24 protein-coding genes are annotated in these 23318 nt (G+C 65.5%); 1 reads left to right on the forward strand and 23 read right to left on the reverse strand.

Annotated features, from left to right (window positions below; translation table 11 throughout):
- Positions 1 to 42: 42 nt before the first annotated feature.
- The 4 genes from fliA to flhA all read right to left on the reverse strand — a co-directional run bounded on the left by fliA (position 43) and on the right by flhA (position 5312).
- Positions 43 to 789 carry an RNA polymerase sigma factor FliA gene (gene fliA, locus PIN01S_RS13445; protein ID WP_084336186.1) on the reverse strand — a complete coding sequence of 249 codons (747 nt, stop codon included), beginning with the start codon at positions 787 to 789 and terminating at the stop codon, positions 43 to 45.
- Positions 786 to 1625: a flagellar synthesis regulator FleN gene (gene fleN / locus PIN01S_RS13450; protein ID WP_170837200.1), complete on the reverse strand. Its 840-nt coding sequence runs from the start codon at positions 1623 to 1625 to the stop codon at positions 786 to 788. Before fleN ends, fliA begins: the two co-directional genes overlap by 4 nt.
- 244 nt (positions 1626 to 1869) lie before the next feature.
- Entirely contained in the window at positions 1870 to 3174 is a 1305-nt protein-coding gene (gene flhF / locus PIN01S_RS13455) for a flagellar biosynthesis GTPase FlhF (protein WP_084336188.1), read from the reverse strand.
- Positions 3175 to 3185: 11 nt separating this feature from the next.
- The gene (gene flhA / locus PIN01S_RS13460; RefSeq protein ID WP_084336189.1) at positions 3186 to 5312 is read right to left on the reverse strand and encodes a flagellar biosynthesis protein FlhA; all 2127 of its coding nucleotides are present in this window, start codon (positions 5310 to 5312) and stop codon (positions 3186 to 3188) included.
- Positions 5313 to 5543: 231 nt separating this feature from the next.
- On the opposite strand from flhA, the gene sodC reads away from it, so the two are divergent.
- On the forward strand, positions 5544 to 6065 hold the full coding sequence (sodC, locus tag PIN01S_RS13465) for a superoxide dismutase family protein (protein WP_084336190.1): 522 nt from the start codon (positions 5544 to 5546) through the stop codon (positions 6063 to 6065).
- 252 nt (positions 6066 to 6317) lie between these two features.
- On the opposite strand, the gene flhB is transcribed toward sodC, so the two are convergent.
- The 19 genes from flhB to fleR form a co-directional block, all read right to left on the reverse strand.
- Positions 6318 to 7454: a flagellar biosynthesis protein FlhB gene (gene flhB, locus PIN01S_RS13470; RefSeq protein WP_084336191.1), complete on the reverse strand. Its 1137-nt coding sequence runs from the start codon at positions 7452 to 7454 to the stop codon at positions 6318 to 6320.
- A gap of 3 nt (positions 7455 to 7457) precedes the next feature.
- A complete protein-coding gene (gene fliR / locus PIN01S_RS13475; RefSeq protein ID WP_084336192.1) occupies positions 7458 to 8234 on the reverse strand; it encodes a flagellar biosynthetic protein FliR in 777 nt (258 codons plus the stop codon).
- Positions 8235 to 8292: 58 nt separating this feature from the next.
- The gene (fliQ, locus tag PIN01S_RS13480; protein WP_084336193.1) at positions 8293 to 8562 is read right to left on the reverse strand and encodes a flagellar biosynthesis protein FliQ; all 270 of its coding nucleotides are present in this window, start codon (positions 8560 to 8562) and stop codon (positions 8293 to 8295) included.
- Between the two features lie 16 nt (positions 8563 to 8578).
- On the reverse strand, positions 8579 to 9355 hold the full coding sequence (gene fliP / locus PIN01S_RS13485; RefSeq protein WP_084336194.1) for a flagellar type III secretion system pore protein FliP: 777 nt from the start codon (positions 9353 to 9355) through the stop codon (positions 8579 to 8581).
- Complete coding sequence (fliO, locus tag PIN01S_RS13490) at positions 9355 to 9789, reverse strand: flagellar biosynthetic protein FliO (RefSeq protein WP_084336195.1); 435 nt, start codon at positions 9787 to 9789, stop codon at positions 9355 to 9357. The genes fliP and fliO overlap by 1 nt, the downstream gene beginning before the upstream one ends.
- Positions 9790 to 9791: 2 nt before the next feature.
- Positions 9792 to 10262, reverse strand: a complete 471-nt coding sequence (gene fliN / locus PIN01S_RS13495) for a flagellar motor switch protein FliN (protein WP_084336196.1) — start codon at positions 10260 to 10262, stop codon at positions 9792 to 9794.
- A 42-nt stretch (positions 10263 to 10304) separates the two neighbouring features.
- Positions 10305 to 11276, reverse strand: coding sequence for a flagellar motor switch protein FliM (gene fliM / locus PIN01S_RS13500; protein WP_084336197.1), 972 nt, complete (start codon positions 11274 to 11276; stop codon positions 10305 to 10307).
- An 8-nt stretch (positions 11277 to 11284) separates the two neighbouring features.
- Positions 11285 to 11812: a flagellar basal body-associated protein FliL gene (fliL, locus tag PIN01S_RS13505; protein ID WP_084336198.1), complete on the reverse strand. Its 528-nt coding sequence runs from the start codon at positions 11810 to 11812 to the stop codon at positions 11285 to 11287.
- A 211-nt stretch (positions 11813 to 12023) separates the two neighbouring features.
- Positions 12024 to 13307, reverse strand: a complete 1284-nt coding sequence (locus PIN01S_RS13510) for a flagellar hook-length control protein FliK (protein WP_084336199.1) — start codon at positions 13305 to 13307, stop codon at positions 12024 to 12026.
- A gap of 74 nt (positions 13308 to 13381) precedes the next feature.
- Positions 13382 to 13738 carry an Hpt domain-containing protein gene (locus PIN01S_RS13515; protein ID WP_084336200.1) on the reverse strand — a complete coding sequence of 119 codons (357 nt, stop codon included), beginning with the start codon at positions 13736 to 13738 and terminating at the stop codon, positions 13382 to 13384.
- A gap of 28 nt (positions 13739 to 13766) precedes the next feature.
- The gene (locus PIN01S_RS13520) at positions 13767 to 15464 is read right to left on the reverse strand and encodes a fused response regulator/phosphatase (protein ID WP_084336201.1); all 1698 of its coding nucleotides are present in this window, start codon (positions 15462 to 15464) and stop codon (positions 13767 to 13769) included.
- A gap of 13 nt (positions 15465 to 15477) precedes the next feature.
- Entirely contained in the window at positions 15478 to 15783 is a 306-nt protein-coding gene (locus tag PIN01S_RS13525) for an STAS domain-containing protein (RefSeq protein ID WP_084336202.1), read from the reverse strand.
- A 192-nt stretch (positions 15784 to 15975) separates the two neighbouring features.
- Positions 15976 to 16425 (reverse strand): flagellar export protein FliJ, encoded by a 450-nt coding sequence (fliJ, locus tag PIN01S_RS13530; RefSeq protein WP_084336203.1) that lies wholly within the window; start codon positions 16423 to 16425, stop codon positions 15976 to 15978.
- Between the two features lie 3 nt (positions 16426 to 16428).
- Positions 16429 to 17790 carry a flagellar protein export ATPase FliI gene (gene fliI, locus PIN01S_RS13535; protein ID WP_084336204.1) on the reverse strand — a complete coding sequence of 454 codons (1362 nt, stop codon included), beginning with the start codon at positions 17788 to 17790 and terminating at the stop codon, positions 16429 to 16431.
- Entirely contained in the window at positions 17780 to 18562 is a 783-nt protein-coding gene (gene fliH, locus PIN01S_RS13540) for a flagellar assembly protein FliH (protein ID WP_084336205.1), read from the reverse strand. The genes fliI and fliH overlap by 11 nt, the downstream gene beginning before the upstream one ends.
- The gene (gene fliG, locus PIN01S_RS13545) at positions 18563 to 19579 is read right to left on the reverse strand and encodes a flagellar motor switch protein FliG (protein WP_084336319.1); all 1017 of its coding nucleotides are present in this window, start codon (positions 19577 to 19579) and stop codon (positions 18563 to 18565) included.
- Positions 19572 to 21359, reverse strand: coding sequence for a flagellar basal-body MS-ring/collar protein FliF (gene fliF, locus PIN01S_RS13550; protein ID WP_084336206.1), 1788 nt, complete (start codon positions 21357 to 21359; stop codon positions 19572 to 19574). The genes fliG and fliF overlap by 8 nt, the downstream gene beginning before the upstream one ends.
- 14 nt (positions 21360 to 21373) lie before the next feature.
- Positions 21374 to 21703: a flagellar hook-basal body complex protein FliE gene (fliE, locus tag PIN01S_RS13555; protein ID WP_084336207.1), complete on the reverse strand. Its 330-nt coding sequence runs from the start codon at positions 21701 to 21703 to the stop codon at positions 21374 to 21376.
- A gap of 189 nt (positions 21704 to 21892) precedes the next feature.
- Positions 21893 to 23311: a sigma-54-dependent response regulator transcription factor FleR gene (gene fleR, locus PIN01S_RS13560; protein WP_084336208.1), complete on the reverse strand. Its 1419-nt coding sequence runs from the start codon at positions 23309 to 23311 to the stop codon at positions 21893 to 21895.
- Positions 23312 to 23318 lie beyond the last annotated feature (7 nt).

A 23318-nucleotide genomic window follows, 5' to 3' on the forward strand; every position in this document is an offset into this window, starting at 1 on the left:
CCCGGCACCCGGCCCCGCGTGCAATCGTGAAATCGGCGCCGCTCAGCGCGCCCGCCATTCGCCCAGTCGCGCGCGCAGGCGTGCGGCGCACTGGCTGTGCAGCTGGCTGACCCGCGATTCGCTGACCCCCAGCACCTCGCCGATTTCCTTGAGATTCAATTCTTCGTCGTAATACAACGCCAATACCAGACGCTCACGCTCCGGCAGGTGGGCGATGGCGTCGGCCAGCGCCGCCTGGAAACGTTCGTCTTCCAGATCGCGTGAGGGCTCGGGATGGGTACTGTCGCTGTCTTCGCGCAGCTCGCCGTGCTCCCCTTCCTCCAACAGATCGTCGAAGCTGAACAGTCGGCTGCCCAAAGTGTCGCTCAGGATGCCGTAGTAATCTTCGAGACTCAATTGGAGTTCGGCCGCAACCTCGTGATCTTTAGCGTCGCGCCCGGTTCTCGCTTCGATTTTCCGGATCGCGTCGCTGACCATGCGGGTGTTGCGGTGCACCGAGCGCGGCGCCCAGTCGCCCTTGCGCACCTCGTCGAGCATCGCGCCGCGGATGCGGATGCCGGCGTAGGTCTCGAAGCTCGCGCCTTTGCCGGAGTCGTATTTCTTCGACGCCTCGAGCAGGCCGATCATCCCGGCCTGCATCAGGTCCTCCACCTGCACGCTGGCCGGCAGGCGGGCCAGGAGGTGGTAGGCGATCCGCTTGACCAGAGGCGCATAGCGTTCGATCAACTGATGTTGCGAGTCCTTCGCCTGTGCCTTGTTGTACATACGAAGTCCACTGGCTGGTGTCATACGGTTGAGTCTGCAGCTGGCTGCACCAGGCGTTCGACGAAGAACTCCAGATGGCCGCGCGGGTTGGCCGGCAGCGGCCAGGTGTCGACCTTCTGGGCTATCGCCTTGAACGCCAGTGCGCACTTCGAGCGGGGGAATGCCTCATAGACCGCTCGCTGTTTCTGCACGGCCTTGCGAACGCACTCGTCGTAAGGCACCGCCCCCACATACTGCAGGGCTACATCGAGGAACCGGTCAGTCACCTTGGTGAGCTTAGCAAAGAGATTGCGGCCTTCCTGGGGGCTGTGGGCCATGTTGGCGAGCACCCGGAAACGGTTCATGCCGTAATCGCGGTTGAGCAGTTTGATCAGTGCGTAGGCGTCGGTGATGGAGGTCGGCTCGTCGCAGACCACCACGATCACCTCCTGTGCCGCGCGCACGAAGCTCACCACGCCGTCGCCGATGCCGGCGGCGGTGTCGATGACCAGCACGTCGAGGTTGTCGCTGATGTCGCTGAACGCCTGGATCAGGCCGGCATGCTGCATGGGCGAGAGCTGGACCATGGCCTGGGTGCCGGACGACGCAGGCACGATGCGGATGCCGCCGGGCCCTTGGATCAGCACGTCGCGTAATTCGCATTCGCCATTGATGACGTCGGCCAGGGTGCGCTTGGCGGTGAGGCCGAGCAGCACGTCGACGTTGGCCAGACCGAGGTCGGCGTCCAGCAGCATCACCCGGCGACCGAGGTCGGCCAGGGCCAGGGACAGATTCACCGACACATTGGTCTTGCCGACGCCGCCCTTGCCGCCGGTCACCGCGATCACCTGTACGGGATGCATACTACCCATGTTCTTCACACACCTTGTCTTGGAGCCTGTCTACGATCCACTGCGCGCCGCCCGTGGCGTTGCGCTGGCTGCTGTTGCACGCGTCGCTGCGTGACGCTGTCACCCGTCTCCTGACGGTTTTCCGACGCGGCCCGTGTCGCGACAGGCCCTTGCTTCCGGGGCCACGAAGGGCTCCGCTCGGCTCGTCCTGAGCGGTTCATGGCCGATCCTTGTGCCGGACCGCCGCGGTTCCGGCGGCGATCCTGGACGATTCCTACCCGGCGCGGCGCGCCGGATTGTGATAGAGGCCGGCGAACATGTCGGCCATGGCTTCTTCGCTCGGGTCTTCCGGCGCTTGCAGGCTGACGGCGCGGCTAACCAGCTGATGACTGCGCGGCACATGCAGATCATCCGGGATACGCGGCCCGTCCGCCAGATAGGCTACCGGGAGATGATGGCCTATAGCCAGCCCCAAAACTTCGCCGAGGCTGCCCGCCTCGTCCAGCTTGGTCAGAATGCAGCCCGCCAAACCGCAGCGCTTATAGCTATGGTAGGCCGACTTCAGCACCTGGCTCTGGCTGGTTGCCGCCAGCACCAAGTAGTTACGGGCTTTGACACCGCGCCCGGCCAGGCTTTCCAGTTGCATGCGCAGGGCCGGGTCGCTGGCCGGCAGACCGGCGGTATCGATCAGCACCACGCGCTTGCGTGCCAGCGGCGCCAAGGCCTGGGTCAGCGACTGACCGGGATCGACCATGGTCACCGATACGTTGAGGATGCGGCCGAGGGTCTTCAACTGCTCCTGGGCGCCGATGCGGTAGCTGTCCATGCTGACCAGGGCGATGTTCTGCGCGCCGTACTTAAGCACGTAGCGCGCCGCCATCTTGGCCAGGGTGGTGGTCTTGCCCATGCCGGCCGGGCCGACCAGGGCGATCACGCCGCCCTCTTCCAGCGGCTCGGCCTGAGGAGTCTTGATCGCATGCGACAGGTGGGCCAGCAGCATGCGCCAGGCCTGGCGCGGTTCCTGTACCGAAGACACCTTCTCCAGCAGGACACGCGCCAGTTCGGCCGGCAGGCCCATGCGCTGCAGGCGGCGCCAGAGGCTGGCCTGTTGCGGCCGGCGGTTCTGCAACTGGCCCCAGGCGATGGAGCCGAGCTGCACTTCGATCAGTTCGCGCAGGCCGTTCAGCTCGGAGCGCATGGCTTCCAGGGCGCGGTTATCGGCCGGGGCGGCCGCCGGCGCGACGGGTTTCTGGCGCAACGCGGCGGCCAGCGGGTCGGCCTTCGCCTCCGGCTGGGCGCCGAGCAATTGACGGTCCTTGCCGGCGTCGCTCTGCGCGCGGGTGGTCAGTTCGGCATGGGCCGAAGCGATCTTCGCCTGGGTCTTGCGCAGCTCGGCCTCCAGCGCCGGATTCGGCTGGCGGGCCGGCTCGGGCGGCAGTTGGTAGTCCAGCGCAGCGGTCAGCTCGACGCCGCCGGCAACCCGGCGATTGCCGATGATGGCCGCGTCCGCACCGAGTTCATCGCGAACCAGCTTCATGGCTTGACGCATATCGGCGGCGAAAAAGCGTTTGACTTGCATGGTTTGGGACCTCAACCGTTCTGACCCACGGTGGCGACGATAGTGACCTGCTTGTTATCCGGGATTTCCTGGTAGGCCAACACATGCATGTTGGGTACTGCCATTCGAGCGAACCGCGAGAGCATCGCCCGGATCGGACCGGCCACCAGCAGGATCGCTGGCTTGCCGAGCATTTCCTGGCGCTGCGCGGCTTCCACCAGAGAACGCTGCAGCTTCTCGGCCATGCCGGGTTCGAGGAGGATGCCGTCCTCGGAGCCCTGACCGGCCTTCTGCAGACTGTTGAGCAATATCTGTTCCAACCTGGGTTCGAGGGTGATCACAGGCAGCTGCGGCTCTAGTCCCACAATGCTTTGCACGATCGAGCGGGACAACGCGACCCGTACCGCCGCCACCATGGCGGCGGGATCTTGACTCTTCGGCGCCACGTTCGCGAGGGCTTCGGCGATGCTGCGCATGTCGCGCACCGGCACCTGTTCCTGCAGCAGCGTCTGCAGCACCTTGAGCAACGTGGACAGCGAGACCATCCCCGGCACCAGTTCCTCGGCCAGCTTCGGCGAACTCTTGGCCAGCAGTTGCATCAGTTGCTGGACTTCCTCGTGGCCGAGCAGCTCGTGGGCGTGCTTGTGCAGGATCTGGTTGAGGTGGGTGGCGACCACGGTGCTGGCATCGACCACGGTGTAGCCGAGCGATTGCGCCTGGTCGCGCTGGCTCGGGTCGATCCACACGGCGTCCAGGCCGAACGCCGGGTCCTTGGCGGCCACGCCGCTGAGGGTGCCGAATACCTGGCCGGGGTTGATCGCCAGCTCGCGGTCCGGGTAGACCTCCGCCTCGGCCACGCTGACGCCCATCAGGGTCAGGCGGTAGGCATTGGGCAGCAGGTCGAGGTTGTCGCGGATGTGCACCGATGGCATCAGGAAGCCCATCTCCTGGGAGAGCTTCTTACGGACGCCCTTGATCCGTGCCAGCAATTGGCCGCCCTGGTTGCGGTCCACCAAGGGAATCAGGCGGTAGCCGACCTCCAGGCCGACCATGTCCACCGGGGTCACGTCATCCCAGCCCAGCTCCTTGACCTCCTGGGCCTTCTGGGCCGGCAGCAGGTCCTGTTGGCGCTGGACCTCCTTGGCCGCTTCCTCCTTCACCTGCTTCTGGCGATGCCAGATCCAGTAGGCGCCGCCGGCAGCCATCAGGCCGAGTCCGATGAAGGACACGTGCGGCATGCCGGGCACCAGGCCCATGGCAATCAGGATCGCGGCGGACACCGCCAGCGCCTTGGGTGAGGCGAACATCTGCCGGTTGACCTGCTGGCCCATGTCTTCCGAGGTGGAGACACGGGTCACCATGATGGCGGCGGCGGTGGACAGCAGCAGCGAGGGAATCTGCGCCACCAGGCCGTCACCGATGGTCAGCAGGGCGTAGACCTGGCCGGCATCGGCGAAGCCCATGGAATGCTGGGCCATGCCAATGGCGACACCGCCGAGCAGGTTGATGAAAAGGATCAGCAGGCCGGCGACGGCGTCGCCGCGAACGAATTTGCTGGCACCGTCCATGGAGCCATAGAAATCGGCTTCCTGGGCCACTTCGGACCGGCGCTTCTTGGCCTCGACCTGATCGATCAGGCCGGCGTTGAGGTCAGCGTCGATGGCCATCTGCTTGCCCGGCATGGCGTCCAGGGTAAAGCGCGCGCTCACCTCGGAAATACGCCCGGCGCCCTTGGTGACCACCACGAAGTTGATGATCATCAGGATGGCGAATACCACCACGCCGACCACGTAGTTACCGCCGATCACCACTTCGCCGAAGGCCTGGATCACCTTGCCCGCGGCATCGCCGCCGTCATGGCCGTGGAGCAGTACGACGCGGGTGGAGGCGACGTTCAGCGCCAGGCGCAGCAGGGTGGCGACCAGCAGGATGGTGGGGAACACGGCGAAGTCCAGCGGGCGCATGGCGTACACGCAGACCAGCAGGACCACGATGGACAGGGCGATGTTGAAGGTGAACAGCACGTCCAGCAGGAACGGCGGCACCGGCAGGGTCATCATGCCGAGGATAACCAGCAGCAGGACCGGCACCCCCAGGTTGCCGCGCCCCAGCCCTGTGAGGTTGCTGCGCATGTTGGTCAGCAGTTGCGTGCGATCCACCCGTTTCTCCCACCTGCCCGTTCAAACTTTTGACACCGAATGCGTCACGCCTCCCCTTGTGCAAGAAGCTTTCCACATTTCCTAAAGTTTTGATTCGAGGGCCATTTCATGGCTGACCGAGGGCATGGAGCACAGTTCCCTGTCGAGACCGAGAACCCGGCGCGCGAACGGCAGTCTTTACTTACCGGGCGCGCATGACCCGCCCTTTCCCAGACGAAGGAGTTCAACCCCATGAAAAAATGGATGATCGCAGCGCTCGCCGCCTGCTCCGCCATGAGCCTGCATGCCGAGACCCTATCCATCACCGTCAATCAGGTGAGCGCCGATGGCGTCGGCGACAAGCTCGGCACGGTCAGCGTCGAACAGACCCCCTACGGCCTGGTGTTCCGCCCGTCCCTGCAAGGCCTGCAGCCTGGCATCCATGGCTTCCACATCCACACCAACCCCAGTTGCGACGCCGCGCCGAAGGAAGGCAAGCCATCCGCCGCGGAAGCCGCCGGCGGCCACTGGGACCCGAACAACACCGGCAAGCACGGCGAACCCTGGGGCGACGGCCACCTGGGCGACCTGCCGGCTCTCTACGTCACCAACGACGGCAAGGCCGAACAGCCGGTCCTCGCCCCGCGCCTGAAGAACCTCGACGAAATCAAGGGCCATGCCCTGATGCTGCACGCCGGCGGCGACAACCACGCCGACCATCCGATGCCCCTGGGGGGCGGGGGAGCTCGTGTGGCCTGCGGAGTCATTAAGTAAGCGACAAGCTGCAAGCTGCAAGCTGCAAGCTGCAAGACAGAATGAGACCGCTACGGTTTTATTCTGGCCGATGGTTGCTATGTAGCCCAGACCTCCGTCCCCTCACCCCAGCCCTCTCCCCAAAGGGGCGAGGGGGCAGTCTGTACGGGCTCCGAAGGTTCGGAAGTCGCTCTTCAGTCCCCTCTCCCCGCTGGGGAGAGGGCTAGGGTGAGGGGGCGGAGCGTCGGCAGGCACGCCGCACAAGCCCCCACCTCACTCATCCCGCCGCAAATCCGGCGGAATCGGCAGGTCCGGCAGCGGGCCGGGGCGTTTGCCCTTGCCGGCGCGGTATTGCTTGATCTGGTAGACGTAGGCCAGCACCTGGGCGACGGCCAGGTACAGCCCCGCGGGGATTTCCTGGTCCAGCTCGGTGGAGTAGTACACCGCCCGCGCCAGGGCCGGCGATTCCAGTACCGTCACCTTATGCTCCTGGGCGATCTCGCGAATTTTCAGGGCGAGGAAGTCGCCGCCCTTGGCCAGCAGCATCGGCGCGTTGCCCTTGGCCGGGTCGTATTTCAACGCGACGGCGAAGTGCGTGGGGTTGGTGATCACCACGTCCGCCTCCGGCACCGCCTGCATCATGCGGCGTTCGGCGGCCTGGCGCTGCAACTGGCGGATCTTCGCCTTGACCTCGGGCTTGCCCTCGGCGTCCTTGTACTCGTCACGGACCTCCTGCTTGGTCATCATCAGCTTCTGCTTGTTGTCCCAGAGCTGGAACGGCACATCCACCGCGGCGATCAGGATCAAGCCGCAAGCCATCCACAGCGCGCTCCAACCCACCACCTGGACGCTGTGCAGGATCGCCGGCTCCAGCGGTTCGTGGGCAATCGCCAGGAGATCGTCGCGGTCCGCCGACAGCACCAGCAGCGCCACGATCAGAACCACCGCGAACTTGGCCAGGGCCTTGAGCAGTTCGACCAGGGCCCGGACGGAGAACATGCGTTTGATACCTTCCCAGGGATTCATCCGGCTGAACTTCGGTGCCAGGGCCTGGGTGGAGAACAGCCAGCCGCCTAGCGCGATGGGCCCGGCGATCGCCGCGATCAACAGCGTCATGAACAACGGCAGCAGCGCCTGTAGCGCGGCCTCCCCCGAGGCGAGGAACCAGAGCGCCATGCTGCGCTCGTCCATGAGAATGTCGCGGGACAACGAGAAATTGGCGCTCATCACCCGCATCAGGGTATCGGCCAGGCTGCCGCCCGTGGCGAGCAGACCGCCCGTTCCCCCGAGCAGGACGGCCAGCGTGTTGAGTTCCCGCGAACGGGCGATCTGGCCCTTTTCCCGGGACTCGCGCAGGCGTTTCGCTGTGGGTTCTTCGCTGCGGTCCTGGCCGCTGTCGCTCTCAGCCATGGCTCACCTCGCCTGCGCCACGTCGCGCAGCAGTTGCAGGGCTTCGCTGGCCAGGGTCTGGTACTGCGCCAGGATATCGGCCATGCCAATCCAGACGATGACCATGCCGAGCACCAAGGTCATGGGAAAACCGATGGAGAAGATGTTCAGCTGAGGCGCCGCGCGGGTCATCACCCCGAACGCCAGGTTGACCACCAATAGCGCGGTGATGCCCGGCAGCACCAGCAGCAGCCCGGCGCCGATCACCCAGCCGAGCTTGCCGGCGATCAGCCAGTGATGATCGGTGAGCAATCCGCCCCCCGGTGGCAGCGTCGCGAAGCTTTCCGCCAACACCTCGAACACCACCAGATGACCGTTCATGGCGAGGAACAGCAGGGTCACCAGCATGGTGAAGAACTGGCCGATCACCGGTACCGAGATGCCGTTGGTGGGGTCGACCATGGAGGCGAAGCCCAGGCCCATCTGCATCGCCAGGATTTGCCCGGCGACAATGAAAGCGTGGAAGAACAGTTGCAGGACGAAGCCGAACATGGCGCCGACCAGGATTTCATGACCGATCAGCAGCAGCGCGCGCAGGCTGAGCGCGTCCACCTCGGGCATGGGCGGCAGATTCGGGACCAGCACCACGCAGATGGCCAGGGTCAGATACAGGCGGATGCGCATGGGCACCAGCTGCGTCCCCACCACCGGCATGGTCATCAGCAGCGCGCCGATGCGGAACAGCGGCAGCAGGAACGCGCTGACCCAGCCGCCGATCTGCTCCGCGCTCAGTTCGAACATGACCGCCCCGACGGGATGGGCAGGTGGGTATCGGTTGGCAGGAGCGCGCGCATGCCGGTCAGCCGATCAACTGGGGAATGTTCTGGATCAGGGTCTGGGTGTACTCGATCAACTGGCGGGTCAGCCAGGGACCAGCCCAGATCAGAGTAAGCATGATCACCAGCAGGCGCGGCAGGAAGCTCAGGGTCTGCTCGTTGATCTGCGTCGCCGCCTGGAACATCGCCACCAGCAGGCCCACCAGCAGGCTCGGCACCACCAGCACGCCGACGATCAGGGCGGTCAGCCAGAGCGCCTCGCGAAACAGGTCTATCGCCACTTCCGGGGTCATACGCCTATCTCCCGCCCTAAAGGGTGCCGAAGCTGCCGGCCAGGGTACCGATGATCAGCGCCCAGCCGTCCACCAGGACAAACAGCATGATCTTGAACGGCAGGGAAATGATCAGCGGCGACAGCATCATCATACCCATCGCCATCAGCACGCTGGACACCACCAGGTCGATGATCAGGAACGGGATGAAGATCATGAAGCCGATCTGGAACGCGGTTTTCAGCTCCGAGGTGACGAACGCCGGGACCAGGATGGTCAGCGGCGCCTGGTCGGCACTGGCGATGTCGGTACGCTTGGACAGGCGCACGAACAGCTCCAGGTCGGAGGAACGGGTCTGCGCCAGCATGAACTGCTTCAGCGGCACCTCGGCCCGGGCGATCGCCTGCTGCGCCGGCAATTGCTGGTTCAGGTACGGCTGCAGGGCCTCGCGGTTGATCCGCTCGAACACCGGCGCCATGACGAACAGGGTGAGGAACAGGGCCAGGCCGATCAGGATCTGGTTGGACGGCGTCTGCTGCAGCCCCAGGGCCTGACGCAGGATGGAAAAGACGATGATGATGCGGGTGAAGCTGGTCATCAGCATGACGAACGCCGGGATGAAGCTCAGCGCCGTCATGATCAGCAGGATTTGCAGGCTGACCGAGTATTCCTGCTGCCCTTCCGGGTTGGTCGACAGGGTGATGGCCGGCACCGAGAGCGGGTTGTCGCCCTGGCCGAACAGCGGCCCGCCTTCCTGGCCGAAGGCCAGCGGGGCCGCTATCACGAAGAACACGGCCAGGAGGATGCGCAGCATCAGGTCTTGTCCTTCTGATCCTTGCCCAGCAGTTCCATCAGGCGCTGGGCGAATTCCGGCGTGGCCGGTTCCGCGTCCGGCAGGTGCACCGGCTCGCTCAAGACATGCAGGGTGCTGATGCGTCCGGGTGTCAGGCCCAGGAGAATCTGCTCGCTGCCCACTTGGACCAGCAGCAGACGCTCGCGCGCGCCAAGCGGCTGACTGGCCAGCAGCTTGATGACCTGGCCGCCGCGCGGGCCGATCCGCTGCACCCGGCGCAGCAGCCAGCCGAGCAGGAAGATCAGGCCGACCACCAGCAACAGGCCGAGCAGCAGTTGCGCCAGTTGTCCGCCGACGCCACCGCCAGCGGCGACCGGGGCTGCGGCCTGCGCCGCCGGCTCGGCGGCCAGTGCGCCCAGCGGCAATACGAGGAACAGGGAAAGGAGTCTGGACATGGTCAGCGCAGCTTCTTGATGCGTTCGCTGGGGCTGATGACGTCGGTCAGCCGGATGCCGAACTTTTCGTTGACCACCACCACCTCGCCATGGGCGATGAGGGTGCCGTTGACCAGCACGTCCAGCGGCTCGCCGGCCAGGCGATCCAACTCGATCACCGAGCCCTGGTTCAGTTGCAGCAGGTTGCGGATGGTGATGTCGGTGTTGCCGACCTCCATGGAGATCGAGACCGGGATGTCCAGGATCACGTCCAGGTTCGGCCCTTCGAGACTCACCGGGCCATTCGCCTTGGGCGCACTGCCGAATTCCTCCATCGGCGCGCGCGGCGAAGGCACGGGCGCGCTGACGCCGCCCTGCGACAGCATGGCATCGATGTCGTCCTGGCTGGCGTCGCCGGCCTCGGCCAGCGCTGCCGCCCACTCGTCGGCGAGCGCCTGTTCTTCCGGGGAAGTGTGTTCGTTGTCGTCTGCCATCGTTGTCCTCGGCTGGCTCGGAAAAGTGGATTGAGGGCGGGGTCAGCGCTGCCGCTCGATCGGATCGAGAATCTGCAACGACAGGTTACCCTTGTGCGCGCCCAGTTTGACCTTGAAAGCCGGTACGCCATTGGCGCGCATGATCATGTTTTCCGGCATTTCCACCGGGATCACGTCGCCCGGCTGCATGTGCAGGATGTCGCGCAGGCGCAGCTGGCGGCGAACCACCGTGGCGCCCAGCGGTACGCTGACGTCGAGGATGTCTTCGCGCAGGGCCTTGATCCAGCGCTCGTCCTGGTCGTCGACATCGGACTGGAAGCCGGCATCGAGCATCTCGCGGATCGGCTCGATCATCGAATAGGGCATGGTGATGTGCAGGTCGCCGCCGCCGCCGTCCAGCTCGATGTGGAAGGTGGAGACCACCACCACCTCGCTGGGGCTGACGATGTTCGCCAGCGCCGGGTTCACCTCGGAGTTGATGTACTCGAAGTTGACGTCGAGCACCGCGTGCCAGGCTTCCTTGAGGTCGACGAAGGCCTGGTCGAGCACCATGCGCACCACCCGCAGCTCGGTGGGGGTGAATTCGCGCCCCTCGATCTTGGCGTGGCGGCCGTCGCCGCCGAAGAAATTGTCCACCAGCTTGAACACCAGCTTGGCGTCGAGGATGAACAACGCGGTGCCGCGCAGTGGCTTCATCTTCACCAGGTTCAGGCTGGTCGGCACGTAGAGGGAATGCACGTACTCGCCGAACTTCATCACTTGCACGCCGCCCACCGCCACGTCGGCCGAGCGGCGCAGCAGGTTGAACATGCTGATGCGGGTGTAGCGGGCGAAACGCTCGTTGATCATTTCCAGGGTCGGCATGCGTCCACGGACGATCCGATCCTGGCTGGTCAGGTCATAGCTCTTGACGCTGCCCGGTTCGGCAGCGCTCTCGGTCTCGACCAGGCCATCGTCGACACCGTGCAACAGGGCGTCGATTTCATCCTGGGACAGCAGGTCTTGTACGGCCATCGCGGTTCCTACTGGAGAACGAAGTTGGTGAACAGCACTTGCTCGACGGTCAGTTTACCCGTCTCTTTCTCCGCCAGCTCCTGGACGCTCGCCGTGGCCTGCTGGCGAAGCATTTCCTTGCCGACCGGCGTCATCATCGCCTCGAAGTCCTGGCTGGAAAACAGCATCACCAGGCGGTTGCGCAGCACCGGCATGTGCACCTTGAGCGCGTCGAGCGCCGCCTGGTCGCGCGCCATCAGGGCCACGCTCACCTGCATGTAGCGCTGGCGGCCCTTATGGTTGAAATTGACCACGAAAGCCGGGGCCAGTTGCTCGTAGATCGCCGGCTGCTTGACCGGCGCGGCGCTTTCGGCGGCGGCGTGCGCTTCTTCCTTCGGCTTGTCGCCGCGGCTGAGAAAGAACCAGGTGCCGCCCACGGACGCTCCCACGGCCAGCAGCAAGGCCACGACCACGATGATGATGAGCTTGAGCTTGCCTTTGCCGGCCGGCGCGTCGCCGGCGGGCGGCGGGGTTTGCGGGGCTTCTTTCTTAGCCATGCCAAAAATCCGTCACGTTTTCGAATCCGATCCGCTTTCGAGGGGTATGGAGCAAGTGTTATGCCAGCGCCGGACGAAGCGGCAACCGGCGCGCAGCGGATATACCAGGGTGGCAAGCTGATGTCACCCATAACGACTTCGCCCGACCGCCTGGTGCCGGTCGGGCGAAGTCATGCTTCAGTCTAGCGGATCGCGTCGCGCGAGCGGCGGGTCAGGCGTAATAGTCCACCAGGCCCCGTCCCTGGCTGGCGATATTGCTGCGCATCTCGCCGACCGCCAGCGGACGCTCGTCATCGAGATCGCCCAGCGCGTTGCCATGGCTGCGGCTGCCGCCACGGCCCTGGCCACCGTCGCCCTGCCCCTGCCAGCCACGCGCCAGCGACTGGTCGGAGACGTTCACGTCGAGCTGGTTCATGCCCTGTTGGGAGAACAGCTCGCGCAAACGGTGCACCTGGCTTTCCAGCGCCTCACGAACGCCGGCGTTGGGGCTGGCGAAGGTCACCTGGGTCTGGTCCCGATTCATCTCGATGCGTACTTCCATGCGTCCGAGTTCGGCCGGGTCGAGCTGGATCTCGGCCGACTTGAGGTTCTGGCTGGACAGCCACATCACCCGGTCCACTACGGCCTCGCTCCAGCCGCCCTGCTGCATGGCCACCGGTTGCCCCGGTACCAGCGGCACGCGTTGCGCCTGGCCGGTCTGCTGGGAGATCGCCTGGCTCAGGGCACTGAGCTTGCTGGCGAAGCTGTCGGCACGCGCCTCGGCCGGGCTTTCCGCCCGCTCGAGCGTCGGTTCGGGCAATAGCAGCGCGGCATCCCCCTCGCCTTCGCCCTCGCCACCCTGCGCCTGCTGTTCGGCGAAGGCGGCCATGGCATCGGCAAGGTTCGGCTCGCCCTTGCTCGCGGAATCGAGGGCAAGCGTCGGCGTGCTGTCCGGCTTGGCGGCCTGTCCCTTGCCGTGCATGTCCAGGGCCAGGTTCACGCCCTTCGCGCTATTCAGCGCATCGAGCTGCGGATCGTGGCTGGCCGCAGTCATGCTGGCCGGAGCGGCGCTGTTTAGTGAAGGCAGCATCAGCGCCAGCTCTTCGCCGGTCTCGTCGCCCTCCTCGCCTTCGCTATCCAGGCCGACGGTCAGCTCGCCCTCTTCGGGCGGCACCTGGCCGGTCATGGCCATCAACAGCATGGGGTCGAGGGTCGGGTCTTCCTGCGCCGGATCGGTCGGCAAGGAATTGCCGCTATCGGCAACCGCTGTCGACTCGGCGGCAGCAGCATCGTCGGTTTTCTCCGTTTCGCCGGCGTCGGCAGGCTTGGCCGCGGCCGGTCTTTCCGGCTTTTCCGGTTTTTCGCTGCGTTCGGCGGACTTGGCCTGGCGCTCCTTGGCGTACACCTGGGCGAAGCTGGAAGCCTCGTTCTTGCGGGGCTCCGGCGCTTTCGCGGGCGCCGCCTTGGGCTTCACCTCGGGCGCGGCCTTGAGCAGCAGATCGGGGGCGACGGACATGGAACAGTCTCCGTTCGGGGTTGGTCGTGCCAAGGGAATAGCAAGGCCTGGGCCAACTTCGAAGGGAGAAGGAATCAGCGCGTCAGGTAGCGCTGGCGCTCGGCACGGAAGAGGATGCGGACGATGGCGAACTCGCGTTCGATCTGTTCGATCAGGGCCGGCGTCTCGTCGAGTTGCTCGCGCCGCGCGGTTTCTTCCAGGTCCTTGCACAAGGCGGCCAGGAGCGGCGCGCCCATGTTGCTGCAACTGCCCTTGAAGCTGTGTGCGGCGAGACGTACGCCTTGCGCGTCGGCGGCCTGCTGGGCTTGCTGGATGAGGCGCAGGCGTTCTTCGGAATCGGTCAGGAAAGTTTCGAGCAACACGGGGTACTCGTCTTCCATGACGCCTTGCAAGGCAGCCAGAACCGCGCTGTCGATATGTAGATCGGACACCTGTCACTCCCTGAACCCGAGGGCGCGATTATGCCTGAGCCGCCCAGGAAAACTCCACGCTCACACCCCGCCCATCGGAAAGCCAGGTACACCGCTCGGCGAGCCGACGGACCAGCGCCAGGCCGCGCCCCGACAGACAACCGGCGACCTGCTGCTGGTTGAGTACGCGGGAGACATCGAACCCCTCGCCGCTGTCCTCGACCCGCACGATCAGGCGACCGCCGCCGATCTCCTGGATCAAATCCAGATGGAAACGCACGTAGCCGTCCTGCAACCCGGCCAGGCGCTTCGTGCGCTCGCGGTAGTACAGCGCGAAGCCCTCGGCATCGCGCTTGAGCGACGAATCCAGGCCAAGCACGCCATGCTCGAGGGCATTGGAGTACAACTCGGCCAGGACGGTGTAGAGCGCCCCGGCCTGCAGGCGCAGCCCACGCACCTCCAGCAGCAGTTGCAGCAGGAACGGCAAGGGGTTGAAGTGCTTGAGGGTCTCGGCACGGAATTCGAAGCTGGCCGACCAGTCCAGCGGACTGCCTTGGGCGCTGTTGGCGAAGGCCAGTGGCGGACGGACCAGCGCGTTGTCCTCGACCAGGCTGACCTCGACCATGCTGACGTCGTCCTGCGCCTCGCCACGGAAGGCGGCCAGCGCCTGCTGGATCTCGTCGAACAACCGGCCCGGCTCACGGTTAGCATCGAACACGGCCTGCAGCCGCGCCTCGCCGAACAACTCGTCGGCGCGGTTACGCGCTTCCAGTACGCCGTCCGACAGCAGGAAAATCCGGTCTCCCACCTCCAGCGGATAGATTTCGTACTTGTCGTCGAAGGCTTCCGGGTCCAGCACACCCAGCGGCAGGTGGCGGGAGACCAGGGCGATACGCTCCTGGCTGCCGGCACGGCGGATATAGCCGTCGGGCAAGCCACCGTTCCAGACCTCCACCACCCGGCGCTGGAAGCTGAGGTTGAGCAGCGTGGCGCAGCAGAACACGCCGACCGGCAGGATGCGTTTCAGCTTGGCGTTCATCTCGCGCAAGATGTCCACCAGCGAGTAGCCCTTGGCGGTCATCCCATAGAACACCTCGGCCAGCGGCATGGCGCCGATCGCCGCCGGCAACCCGTGGCCGGTGAAATCGCCGAGCAGGATGTGCATGCCGCCGGACGGCTTGAACGCGGCCAGCAGCAGGTCGCCGTTGAACAGGGCGAACGGCGACTGCAGATAGCGGATGTTCGGCGCGCTGAGGCAGCCGGAGTGCGCCACCTTGTCGAACACCGCCTTGGCCACCCGCTGCTCGGTCATCAGGTGCTCGTTGTGCCGGGCGATCAGGTCGCGCTGCTTGAGCACGGTGTCCTGCAAGCGGCGCAGGCGATCCATGGCCTTGATCTTGGCGTCGAGGATCACCCCGTTGTAGGGCTTGGAAAGGAAGTCGTCGCCGCCCGCCTCCAGGCAGCGCACCAGGGCGTCGTTTTCGCTGAGGGAAGTGAGGAAAATGATCGGCACCAGCTCGTCGCCGGCGAGCTGCTTGATCCGCCGCGCCGCCTCGAAGCCGTCCATGACCGGCATCAGCGCGTCCATCAGGACCATGCGCGGATGCTCCTGCTGGAACAAGGCCACCGCTTCCATGCCGTTGGCCGCCGTCAGCACCCGGTGGCCCTGGCGGCTGACGATGGTGGACAGCAGCATGCGATCGGCAGCGCTGTCCTCTGCGATCAGGATGGACAGACGCTGGGGCATGACCGGCCTCGGCTCAGGCGATCTGGAACAGTTGTTCGAAGTTGGAAATGGCGAGGATCTTGCGGACGTCGGGGCTGCAGTTGACCAGACGAATCTGCGCGTCGTCCCCACCGGCGTGATCGCGCAACAGGAGCAGCATGCCGAGCGCCGAGCTGTCCAGGTAGGTGGCGTCCTTGAGGTCCACCACATAGCGCCTGGGCGTGACGTTCACCCGCTCGTAGGCATTGCGAAATTCCTGATGCGCACCGAAGTCGAAGCGTCCCTGAACTTGAATGGTCAGCTCTTGCCCGTCAGCCGAGGGCTGCGAGGTAATGGCCATCTGGCACTCCTTGATCCGAAAGCGTTTGCGCGTGCTGGAAGATGTAGCACCGCCTCAGGCATTGGGCAAATCGATCGGCCCCACGCGGGATTGCCGGAAGCTCGAACGTAGGGGCAAATTTATTCGCCCGATTCAGCGTCGCCGGGCGAATGAATTCGCCCCTACGGGAGTTTCACCCGACATCGCCAGCGATCAGTGCCGCTCGCCGTTCGCCAGGCGCTGGGCCAGTTCGTCGAGCAGCCGCTGCTCGCGCTTGTCTTCGGCCCGCCGCGCCTCGTCCAGGTAGCGCTGCACCAGCTTGCGCAGGCCCTCCAGGCGGGCGTAGCGCTGTTGCCATTGTTCGCGGGCCTTTTCCAGGTTGGTCCGGTGCCAGTCCACGCTGCGGCTTTGCTGGCCGATGGCGGTTTCCAGTTGGGAGAGAAAGCGCTGGTAGTTCATCAGCCACTGCCCGGAGACACCCTGGCGGCCCTCGGTGATCCATTGCTGCTGGTAGTCGCCACGGTAGCGCTCCAGCTCGCCCAGTTTGACCTCCGCCTGGCTCAGCAGGCCCTGGCAGTGTCCGAGCTGACGGGCGGCCTCGCGCTCGGCCTTTTCGGCCATCTCGACCACCGGCGCCAGGCGCGCGGCGCGGCTCTTCGTCACGGCTTAGCGCCCCGCCGCGCCCGGGTTGAAGATCGCCGCCAACTGGCTGGCGCTCTGCGGCAGGCTTTCGCTTTCGCGCAGCCCCTGGCGAAGGAACTGGACCATCTGCGGCTGGCGGGCGATGGCCAGGTCGGTTTCCGGATCGCCGCCCGGCACGTAGGCGCCGACGCTGATCAGGTCGCGGCTCTGCTGGTAGCGCGACCAGAGCTGCTTGAAGCGCTGGGCCTCGCGCAGGTGCTCGGGGCTGACCACCTGGGGCATGACCCGGCTGATGGACGCCTCGATGTCGATGGCCGGGTAGTGCCCCTCCTCCGCCAGCCGGCGCGACAGCACGAAGTGGCCATCGAGCACACCGCGCGCGGAGTCGGCGATCGGGTCCTGCTGGTCGTCGCCTTCGGAGAGCACGGTGTAGAACGCGGTGATGGAGCCGCCGCCCTCTTCCGCGTTGCCGGCCCGCTCCACCAGTTTCGGCAGCTTGGCGAACACCGACGGCGGGTAGCCCTTGGTCGCCGGCGGCTCGCCGATGGCCAGGGCGATCTCGCGCTGGGCCTGGGCGAAACGGGTGAGGGAATCCATCAGCAGCAGGACGTTCTTACCCTTGTCGCGGAAATATTCGGCGATGCGCGTGCAGTACATGGCCGCGCGCAGGCGCATCAGCGGCGCATCGTCGGCCGGCGAAGCCACCACCACCGAGCGCTTGAGCCCTTCCTCGCCGAGGATGTCTTCAATGAACTCCTTCACCTCGCGACCACGCTCGCCGATCAGGCCGACCACGATGATGTCCGCCTCGGTGAAGCGGGTCATCATGCCCAGCAGCACGCTCTTGCCCACGCCGGTACCGGCGAACAGGCCGAGACGCTGGCCGCGCCCCACGGTGAGCAGGCCGTTGATGCAGCGGATGCCGACATCCAGCGGCTCGCTGATGGGATGGCGCTTGAGCGGGTTGATCGTCGGGCCGTCCATCGGCACCCAGTCTTCCGCCTTCATCCCACCCTTGCCGTCCAGGGCCCGGCCGGCGCCGTCCAGCACCCGGCCGAGCATACTCATGCCCATCGGCAGGCGACCGGTGTCCGGCAACGGAACCACCCGCGCACCGGGGGCGATACCGGCCAGACTGCCAACCGGCATCAGGTAAATCTTGCCGCTGGAAAAGCCCATCACCTCGGCCTCGACCTGCACCGGGTGATAGTTGCCGTCGTTGATCACCAGGCAGCGGCTGCCGATGCTGGCGCGCAGGCCTTCCGCTTCCAGGGTCAGGCCGACCATGCGCAGCAGGCGGCCTTCGACCACCGGCTGGCTAGGGAGCTGGATGGCGTCGCTGTAGCTCGCCAGGCGCCTGGCGAAGCTGATGCGATCAAGGCGCATGGGGCAGGTCCAGGTGCAGATCGGCTTCCGGTGGATTGGTGGCGTTTTCCCGCTGCTGCTCGAAGAGCTGCTTGAGCGCCTGGGCCATGCGGGTCTCGACGCTGGCGTCGATCAGGCTGTGCTCGCTCTCGACCCGGCAGCCGCCCGGCAGCAGCGAGTCGTCCTCGAGGATGCGCCAGGTCTCTTCGTGGCGCTCGCGCAACGCCTTGACCATCTCGAAGTCCTGCGGGTTGATGTGGATGCGCACGTTGCTGGCGCCCATCGGCAGCAGCTTGAGCGCTTCGCGCAGGACCTGGCGGATCTGGCTCGAATCGGTGGCCAATTCACGCTGGATGACTTGGCGGGTGATGTGATTGACCAGGGTGACCAGTGCCTTTTCCACCTGCGTGTCCTGGTCGGCGATGGGCTCGAACAACTGCTCCATCAGTTTTTCCAGGGCAGCCAGCCGCGTCGCCAACGCCGCGTCGCTTTCCTGCTTGGCCTTCAACTGGCCCGAGCGGAAACCGTCCTTCTCGCCGGTGGCGAAGCCTTCGTTGTAGGCGTCCTGGCGAATCGCTTCCAGCTCGTCCAGCGTCAGCGGTTTGACGGCCTCCAGCGGCACGTCTTCCGCCGCCCGCTCTTCCGCTGCTTCTTCGATGGGCGATTCCAGCAGGGCGGCGGGTTCCTCTTCGACCACCGTCTCGCCCTGCGGATCGAAGCTCGGCAACGACCAGCGGTCGAAAGCGTTGACGTCCTTGGCGCGGATCAGTTCGCTGGGGGCTTCTTTCGCCATTTAGATCATCTCTTCGCCGCCCTTGCCGCCGAGCACGATTTCCCCGGCTTCGGCCATGCGGCGGGCGATGGTGAGAATTTCCTTCTGCGCCGTTTCCACGTCGCTGACACGGACCGGCCCCTTGGCTTCGAGGTCGTCGCGCAGCAGCTCGGCGGCACGCTTGGACATGTTCTTGAACACCTTCTCCTTGATCGCCTCGTCGGCGCCTTTCAGGGCCAGCACCAGCACGTCCGAGGACACTTCGCGCAGCAGCGCCTGGATGCCGCGGTCGTCGACGTCCGCCAGGTTGTCGAAGACGAACATCAGGTCTTCGATCCGGCTCGACAGGTCTTCGTCCACCTCGCGGATCGAATCCATGAGCTGACCTTCGACGGAACTGTCGAGGAAGTTCATGATGTCTGCCGCGCGCTTCACGCCGCCCAGGTTGGCGCGGGTGGTGTTGGCACTGCCGGAGAATTGCTTCTCGAGAATCTGGTTGAGTTCCTTCAGCGCGGCCGGCTGAACGGTGTTCAGCGAAGACACGCGCAGGATGATGTCCAGGCGCACCTTGTGGTCGAAGTGGCTGAGCACTTCGCCGGCCTGGTCCGGGTCCAAATAGGCGACCACGATGGCCTGGATTTGCGGGTGCTCGTAGCGGATCACGTCGGCCACGGCGCGCGGCTCCATCCATTTCAGGCTGTCCAGGCCGCTGGTGCTACCACCGAGCAGGATGCGGTCGATCAGGTTGCCGGCTTTGTCTTCGCCGAGCGCCTGGGTCAGCATCTTGCGGATGTAGCTGTCGGAACCCATGCCCAGGCTGGTCTGGTCGCCGACGATCTCGACGAACTCGCCCATCACCTGTTCGATCTGCGCACGCTGGATGTTGCGCATCTGCGCCATGGCCACACCGACCTTCTGCACCTCCTTCGGGCCGAGGTGACGCAGCACTTGCGCGGCGTCGGTCTCACCGAGGGACAGCAGGAGGATGGCGGCCTTGTCGACTTTGGTCAGCTTGGCGGGGAGGCGATTCTCACTCATCGGCATTGATCCACTCTTTCACGACCTGGGCCACGCGACCCGGGTCTTCGGCCACCAGACTCTTGATGGCGTTCAGTTGAGCATCATACCCCTCCGTGGGACTGGGCAGCAGGATGCTCTGCGGCCCACCCAGGCTGACCCGGTCTTCCGACAACTCGCCTTCCAGGCCACCCATCTCGCCCAGTTCGACGTCGCCGTCGCGGGTGGCGAGGTCCTTGCCCTTGCCGCCGCCGGTGATGTTGTTCAGCACCGGGCGCAGCACGCCGAAGACCAGCACCAGGATGAACAGGACTCCGAGCACCTGTTTGACGATATCCCAGAACCAGGGCTGCGAGTAGAACGGGACTTCGATGATCTCCTCGCCGCTTTCCGCCGCGAACGGTGCGTTGATCACGCTGACGCTGTCGCCACGGGTGGCGTCGTAGCCCACCGCGTCCTGTACCAGGCGGGTGAAGCGTGCCAGGTCATCGGCGGACCATGGCGCACGGGTCACTTCGCCGCTGGCCGGGTCGATCTTCACCTGGTCGTCCACCACCACGGCCACCGACAGACGGCGCAGGCGGCCCTGCTGCTGCTTGGTGTAGCTGATGGAGCGATCCAGCTCGTAGTTACGGGTGGCCTGCTCGCGCTTGTCTGCCGGATAGGGCGCCAACATCGGCTGGCCGGTGGCCGGGTCCATGACCTGTTGACCATTGGCGTCCAGCAGCGGCTGGCCGGCTGCCACCGGACCGGCCGGGGCCGCTGCCTGGGTGGCCTGCTCCGGCGCGCTGGCCGGGCCCGGCGGCTGGTTGCTCAGCGCACCCGGCACGCCCTGCGGCGGCAGGCTGCTCTGGCGCTGTTCGTTGACCGACTGCTCGCTGCGCAGTGCCGGCTGGTCCGGGTTGAACATCTCCGAGGTGGATTCCACCGCGCTGAAATCGACGTCGGCGGACACCTCGGCCTTGTAGCGGCCCATGCCCAGCACCGGTTGCAGGATGTTGTGCACGCGCTGGGTGAACAGGCCTTCCATGCGGCGGCTGTAGTCGAACTGCTTGCCGGCCACGGTCAGCTCGGACATTTCCTGCTGGTCGGACAGCAGGTTGCCTTTCTGGTCGACCACAGTGATCTGCGATTTATCCAATTCCGGCACGCTGGTGGCGACCAGGTTGATGATTGCCATCACCTGGCTCGGCTCCAGAGTACGCCCCGGATACAGCTCGACCAGTACCGATGCGCTGGGCTTGCGCTCGTCGCGAACGAACACCGAGCTTTTCGGAATGGCCAGGTGCACGCGGGCCGCCTTGACATTGTTCAGGCTGGAAACGGTGCGTGCCAGTTCGCCTTCCAGGCCGCGACGGTAGCGGGTGGCTTCCATGAACTGGCTGGTGCCGAGGCCCTGCTCCTTGTCGAGGATCTCGAAGCCGACGGTGTTGTCGCTGGGCGCCACACCGGCACCGGCCAGCTTCAGGCGGGCACGGGCGAGGTCGTCGGACTTGACCAGCAGGGCGCCAGAGTTGGGTTCGATCTTGTAGGGGATGTCGGACGCGGTGAGGATTTCCACCACCTGGTTGGCGTCCATCCCGTTCAGGCTGCCGTACAGCGGACGGTAATCCGGTTGCTGCGACCAGAGCACCACGGCGAAACCGATCGCCACGCTGGCGGCCAGGCCAACCAGCAGGCCGATCTGCCGCAGCATCGACATGTCGGACAGATTCTCCAGAAAAGCCAGGCCGAACAACGGCTTCTTCGGCTCTTCGGCTCCGCCCTTGACGATCACGTTATTCGCGACTGCTTCAGCCATTGCTCAACCTCGCCTTAAACCGGCATCTGCATGATGTCTTGATACGCCTGAACCAGCTTGTTACGCACCTGGGTCATGGCCTGGAAGGAAACGCTGGCCTTCTGCGAGGCGATCATCACATCGGCGAGATCGACCCCGCTCTGCCCCATCTCGAAGGCGGTCGCCATCTGGTTGGCGACCTGCTGGGTGTCGTTCACCTTGTTCACCGCCTGACCGAGCATGTCCGAAAAGCTCGGCGCACCCGGCTCCGGCGTTGCCGTCACCGGTTTCGCACGGGCCATGGCCTCCATTTGCATGGAGCGCATTTCCAACATCAGGCGATTGAATTCGACACCCTGGCTCATTTCGTACCCTCCGTCGGCTGCGGTTTTTTGACGCTACGCAGCCTTTGCACAGGGTGATTGCAACTAGGGTGCCAACGTTGGAGCGGCAAGCTGCAAGCGGTCAGCTACAAGCAAGAGCCCGCCCGGGAAATCCGGTGGGCTCTTCGCTTTTTCTTGTGGCTTGCAGCTTGCCGCTGAGAGCTGCCAGCTTTAGCTGGCGAAGAGATAGGCTTCGACGTCCATGCCGGCATCGCGCATCTGGGCGAGCTTGTAACGCAGGGTGCGCGGGCTGATGCCGAGGCGTTCGGCGGCTTCCTTACGGCGGCCGCGCTCGGAGCGCAGGGTGTCGATGATCATCTGGAACTCGCGGCGGCGCAGGTCCTCACCGAGCGGGCCGGCTGCTTCGGCGAGCGGTGTCTCCATCAGCGGCGGCATCGCCACGGCGGCGATCGGCATTGCTACTGGCGCCACCGGTACAGAGGGCAGCGGAGCCAGACCGATCGGGGCGGTCAGGCACAGGTCCTCGGGTTGGATCACCCCGCCCTGCTGGAGGATCAGGGCGCGCTGGATGGCGTTGTCCAGTTCGCGCACGTTACCCGGCCAGGCATGGCTGACCAGGCAGGCTCGCGCGTCGGCGGACAGGCTCACCGGGCCCTGATTCATTTTTTTGACGTGCTTGGCCAGCAGACGCTCGGCCAGCGGCAGAATGTCGGCGGGCCGCTCGCGCAAGGCACGCCAGGCCAGCGGAAATACCGACAGGCGATAGTAAAGGTCTTCGCGGAAACGCCCAGCCGCCACTTCGCCGGCCAAGTCGCGGTTGGTGGTGGCCAGCACCCGGATGTCCAGGGTGATCGGCCTGCGCGCGCCGACCCGCTCCACTTCGCGTTCCTGCAATACCCGCAGCAGCTTGGCTTGCAGTCCCAGGGGCATTTCGGAGATTTCGTCGAGCAGGATGGTCCCACCGTCGGCCAGCTCGAACTTGCCCGGCTGAGCGGCGATGGCACCGGTGAAGGCACCCTTTTCGTGACCGAACAGCGTGGCCTCCAGCATGTTGTCCGGGATCGCCGCGCAGTTGATCGCGATGAACGGTTTGTCGGCACGCGGCGACTGCTGATGGATGTAGCGCGCCAGCACTTCCTTACCGGTGCCGGACTCGCCCGAGATCAGCACGGTGGAGTCGCTGCGGGCCACCCGCGCGGCCAGTTGCAGCAGGTGCTGGCTGGCCGGTTCGACAGCCACCGGCCCTTCGCTCTCGGACGCACCGAGGCGCCCCAGGGCATGACGGGCGACCAGCTCGAGCAGGGTCTTCGGCTCGAACGGCTTGACCAAGTAATCCGCCGCGCCCTGGCGCATCGCTTCCACCGCGCGTTCGACGGCGCCGAAGGCGGTCATCAGCAGCACCGGCAACTGAGGGTAGCGGGCACGGATCAGCGCCAGCAACTGATGGCCATCCATGCCCGGCATGTTCACGTCGCTGACCACCAGGCCGAACGGCTCCTGGGCCAACACCACCAAGGCCTCTTCGGCGCTTTCGACGGCGCGGAACGCATGTCCGCCGAGCGACAGGGTATCGCCCAGCGCTTCGCGCAGGGCACGGTCGTCTTCGACTAGCAGGACTTTGGCTGTCATGGGCAAG

The organism is Pseudomonas indica NBRC 103045 (genome assembly GCF_002091635.1).
Lineage (GTDB): Bacteria > Pseudomonadota > Gammaproteobacteria > Pseudomonadales > Pseudomonadaceae > Pseudomonas_M > Pseudomonas_M indica.

What these genes read in the sequence shown, in the direction of transcription:
- fliA (WP_084336186.1), bottom strand. Translation starts at nt 789, where the DNA reads ATGACACCAGCCAGTGGACTTCGTATGTACAACAAGGCACAGGCGAAG.
- flhF (WP_084336188.1), bottom strand. Translation starts at nt 3,174, where the DNA reads ATGCAAGTCAAACGCTTTTTCGCCGCCGATATGCGTCAAGCCATGAAG.
- sodC (WP_084336190.1), top strand. Translation starts at nt 5,544, where the DNA reads ATGAAAAAATGGATGATCGCAGCGCTCGCCGCCTGCTCCGCCATGAGC.
- flhB (WP_084336191.1), bottom strand. Translation starts at nt 7,454, where the DNA reads ATGGCTGAGAGCGACAGCGGCCAGGACCGCAGCGAAGAACCCACAGCG.
- fliR (WP_084336192.1), bottom strand. Translation starts at nt 8,234, where the DNA reads ATGTTCGAACTGAGCGCGGAGCAGATCGGCGGCTGGGTCAGCGCGTTC.
- fliQ (WP_084336193.1), bottom strand. Translation starts at nt 8,562, where the DNA reads ATGACCCCGGAAGTGGCGATAGACCTGTTTCGCGAGGCGCTCTGGCTG.
- fliP (WP_084336194.1), bottom strand. Translation starts at nt 9,355, where the DNA reads ATGCTGCGCATCCTCCTGGCCGTGTTCTTCGTGATAGCGGCCCCGCTG.
- fliO (WP_084336195.1), bottom strand. Translation starts at nt 9,789, where the DNA reads ATGTCCAGACTCCTTTCCCTGTTCCTCGTATTGCCGCTGGGCGCACTG.
- fliN (WP_084336196.1), bottom strand. Translation starts at nt 10,262, where the DNA reads ATGGCAGACGACAACGAACACACTTCCCCGGAAGAACAGGCGCTCGCC.
- fliM (WP_084336197.1), bottom strand. Translation starts at nt 11,276, where the DNA reads ATGGCCGTACAAGACCTGCTGTCCCAGGATGAAATCGACGCCCTGTTG.
- fliL (WP_084336198.1), bottom strand. Translation starts at nt 11,812, where the DNA reads ATGGCTAAGAAAGAAGCCCCGCAAACCCCGCCGCCCGCCGGCGACGCG.
- PIN01S_RS13510 (WP_084336199.1), bottom strand. Translation starts at nt 13,307, where the DNA reads ATGTCCGTCGCCCCCGATCTGCTGCTCAAGGCCGCGCCCGAGGTGAAG.
- PIN01S_RS13520 (WP_084336201.1), bottom strand. Translation starts at nt 15,464, where the DNA reads ATGCCCCAGCGTCTGTCCATCCTGATCGCAGAGGACAGCGCTGCCGAT.
- PIN01S_RS13525 (WP_084336202.1), bottom strand. Translation starts at nt 15,783, where the DNA reads ATGGCCATTACCTCGCAGCCCTCGGCTGACGGGCAAGAGCTGACCATT.
- fliI (WP_084336204.1), bottom strand. Translation starts at nt 17,790, where the DNA reads ATGCGCCTTGATCGCATCAGCTTCGCCAGGCGCCTGGCGAGCTACAGC.
- fliH (WP_084336205.1), bottom strand. Translation starts at nt 18,562, where the DNA reads ATGGCGAAAGAAGCCCCCAGCGAACTGATCCGCGCCAAGGACGTCAAC.
- fliG (WP_084336319.1), bottom strand. Translation starts at nt 19,579, where the DNA reads ATGAGTGAGAATCGCCTCCCCGCCAAGCTGACCAAAGTCGACAAGGCC.
- fliF (WP_084336206.1), bottom strand. Translation starts at nt 21,359, where the DNA reads ATGGCTGAAGCAGTCGCGAATAACGTGATCGTCAAGGGCGGAGCCGAA.
- fliE (WP_084336207.1), bottom strand. Translation starts at nt 21,703, where the DNA reads ATGAGCCAGGGTGTCGAATTCAATCGCCTGATGTTGGAAATGCGCTCC.
- fleR (WP_084336208.1), bottom strand. Translation starts at nt 23,311, where the DNA reads ATGACAGCCAAAGTCCTGCTAGTCGAAGACGACCGTGCCCTGCGCGAA.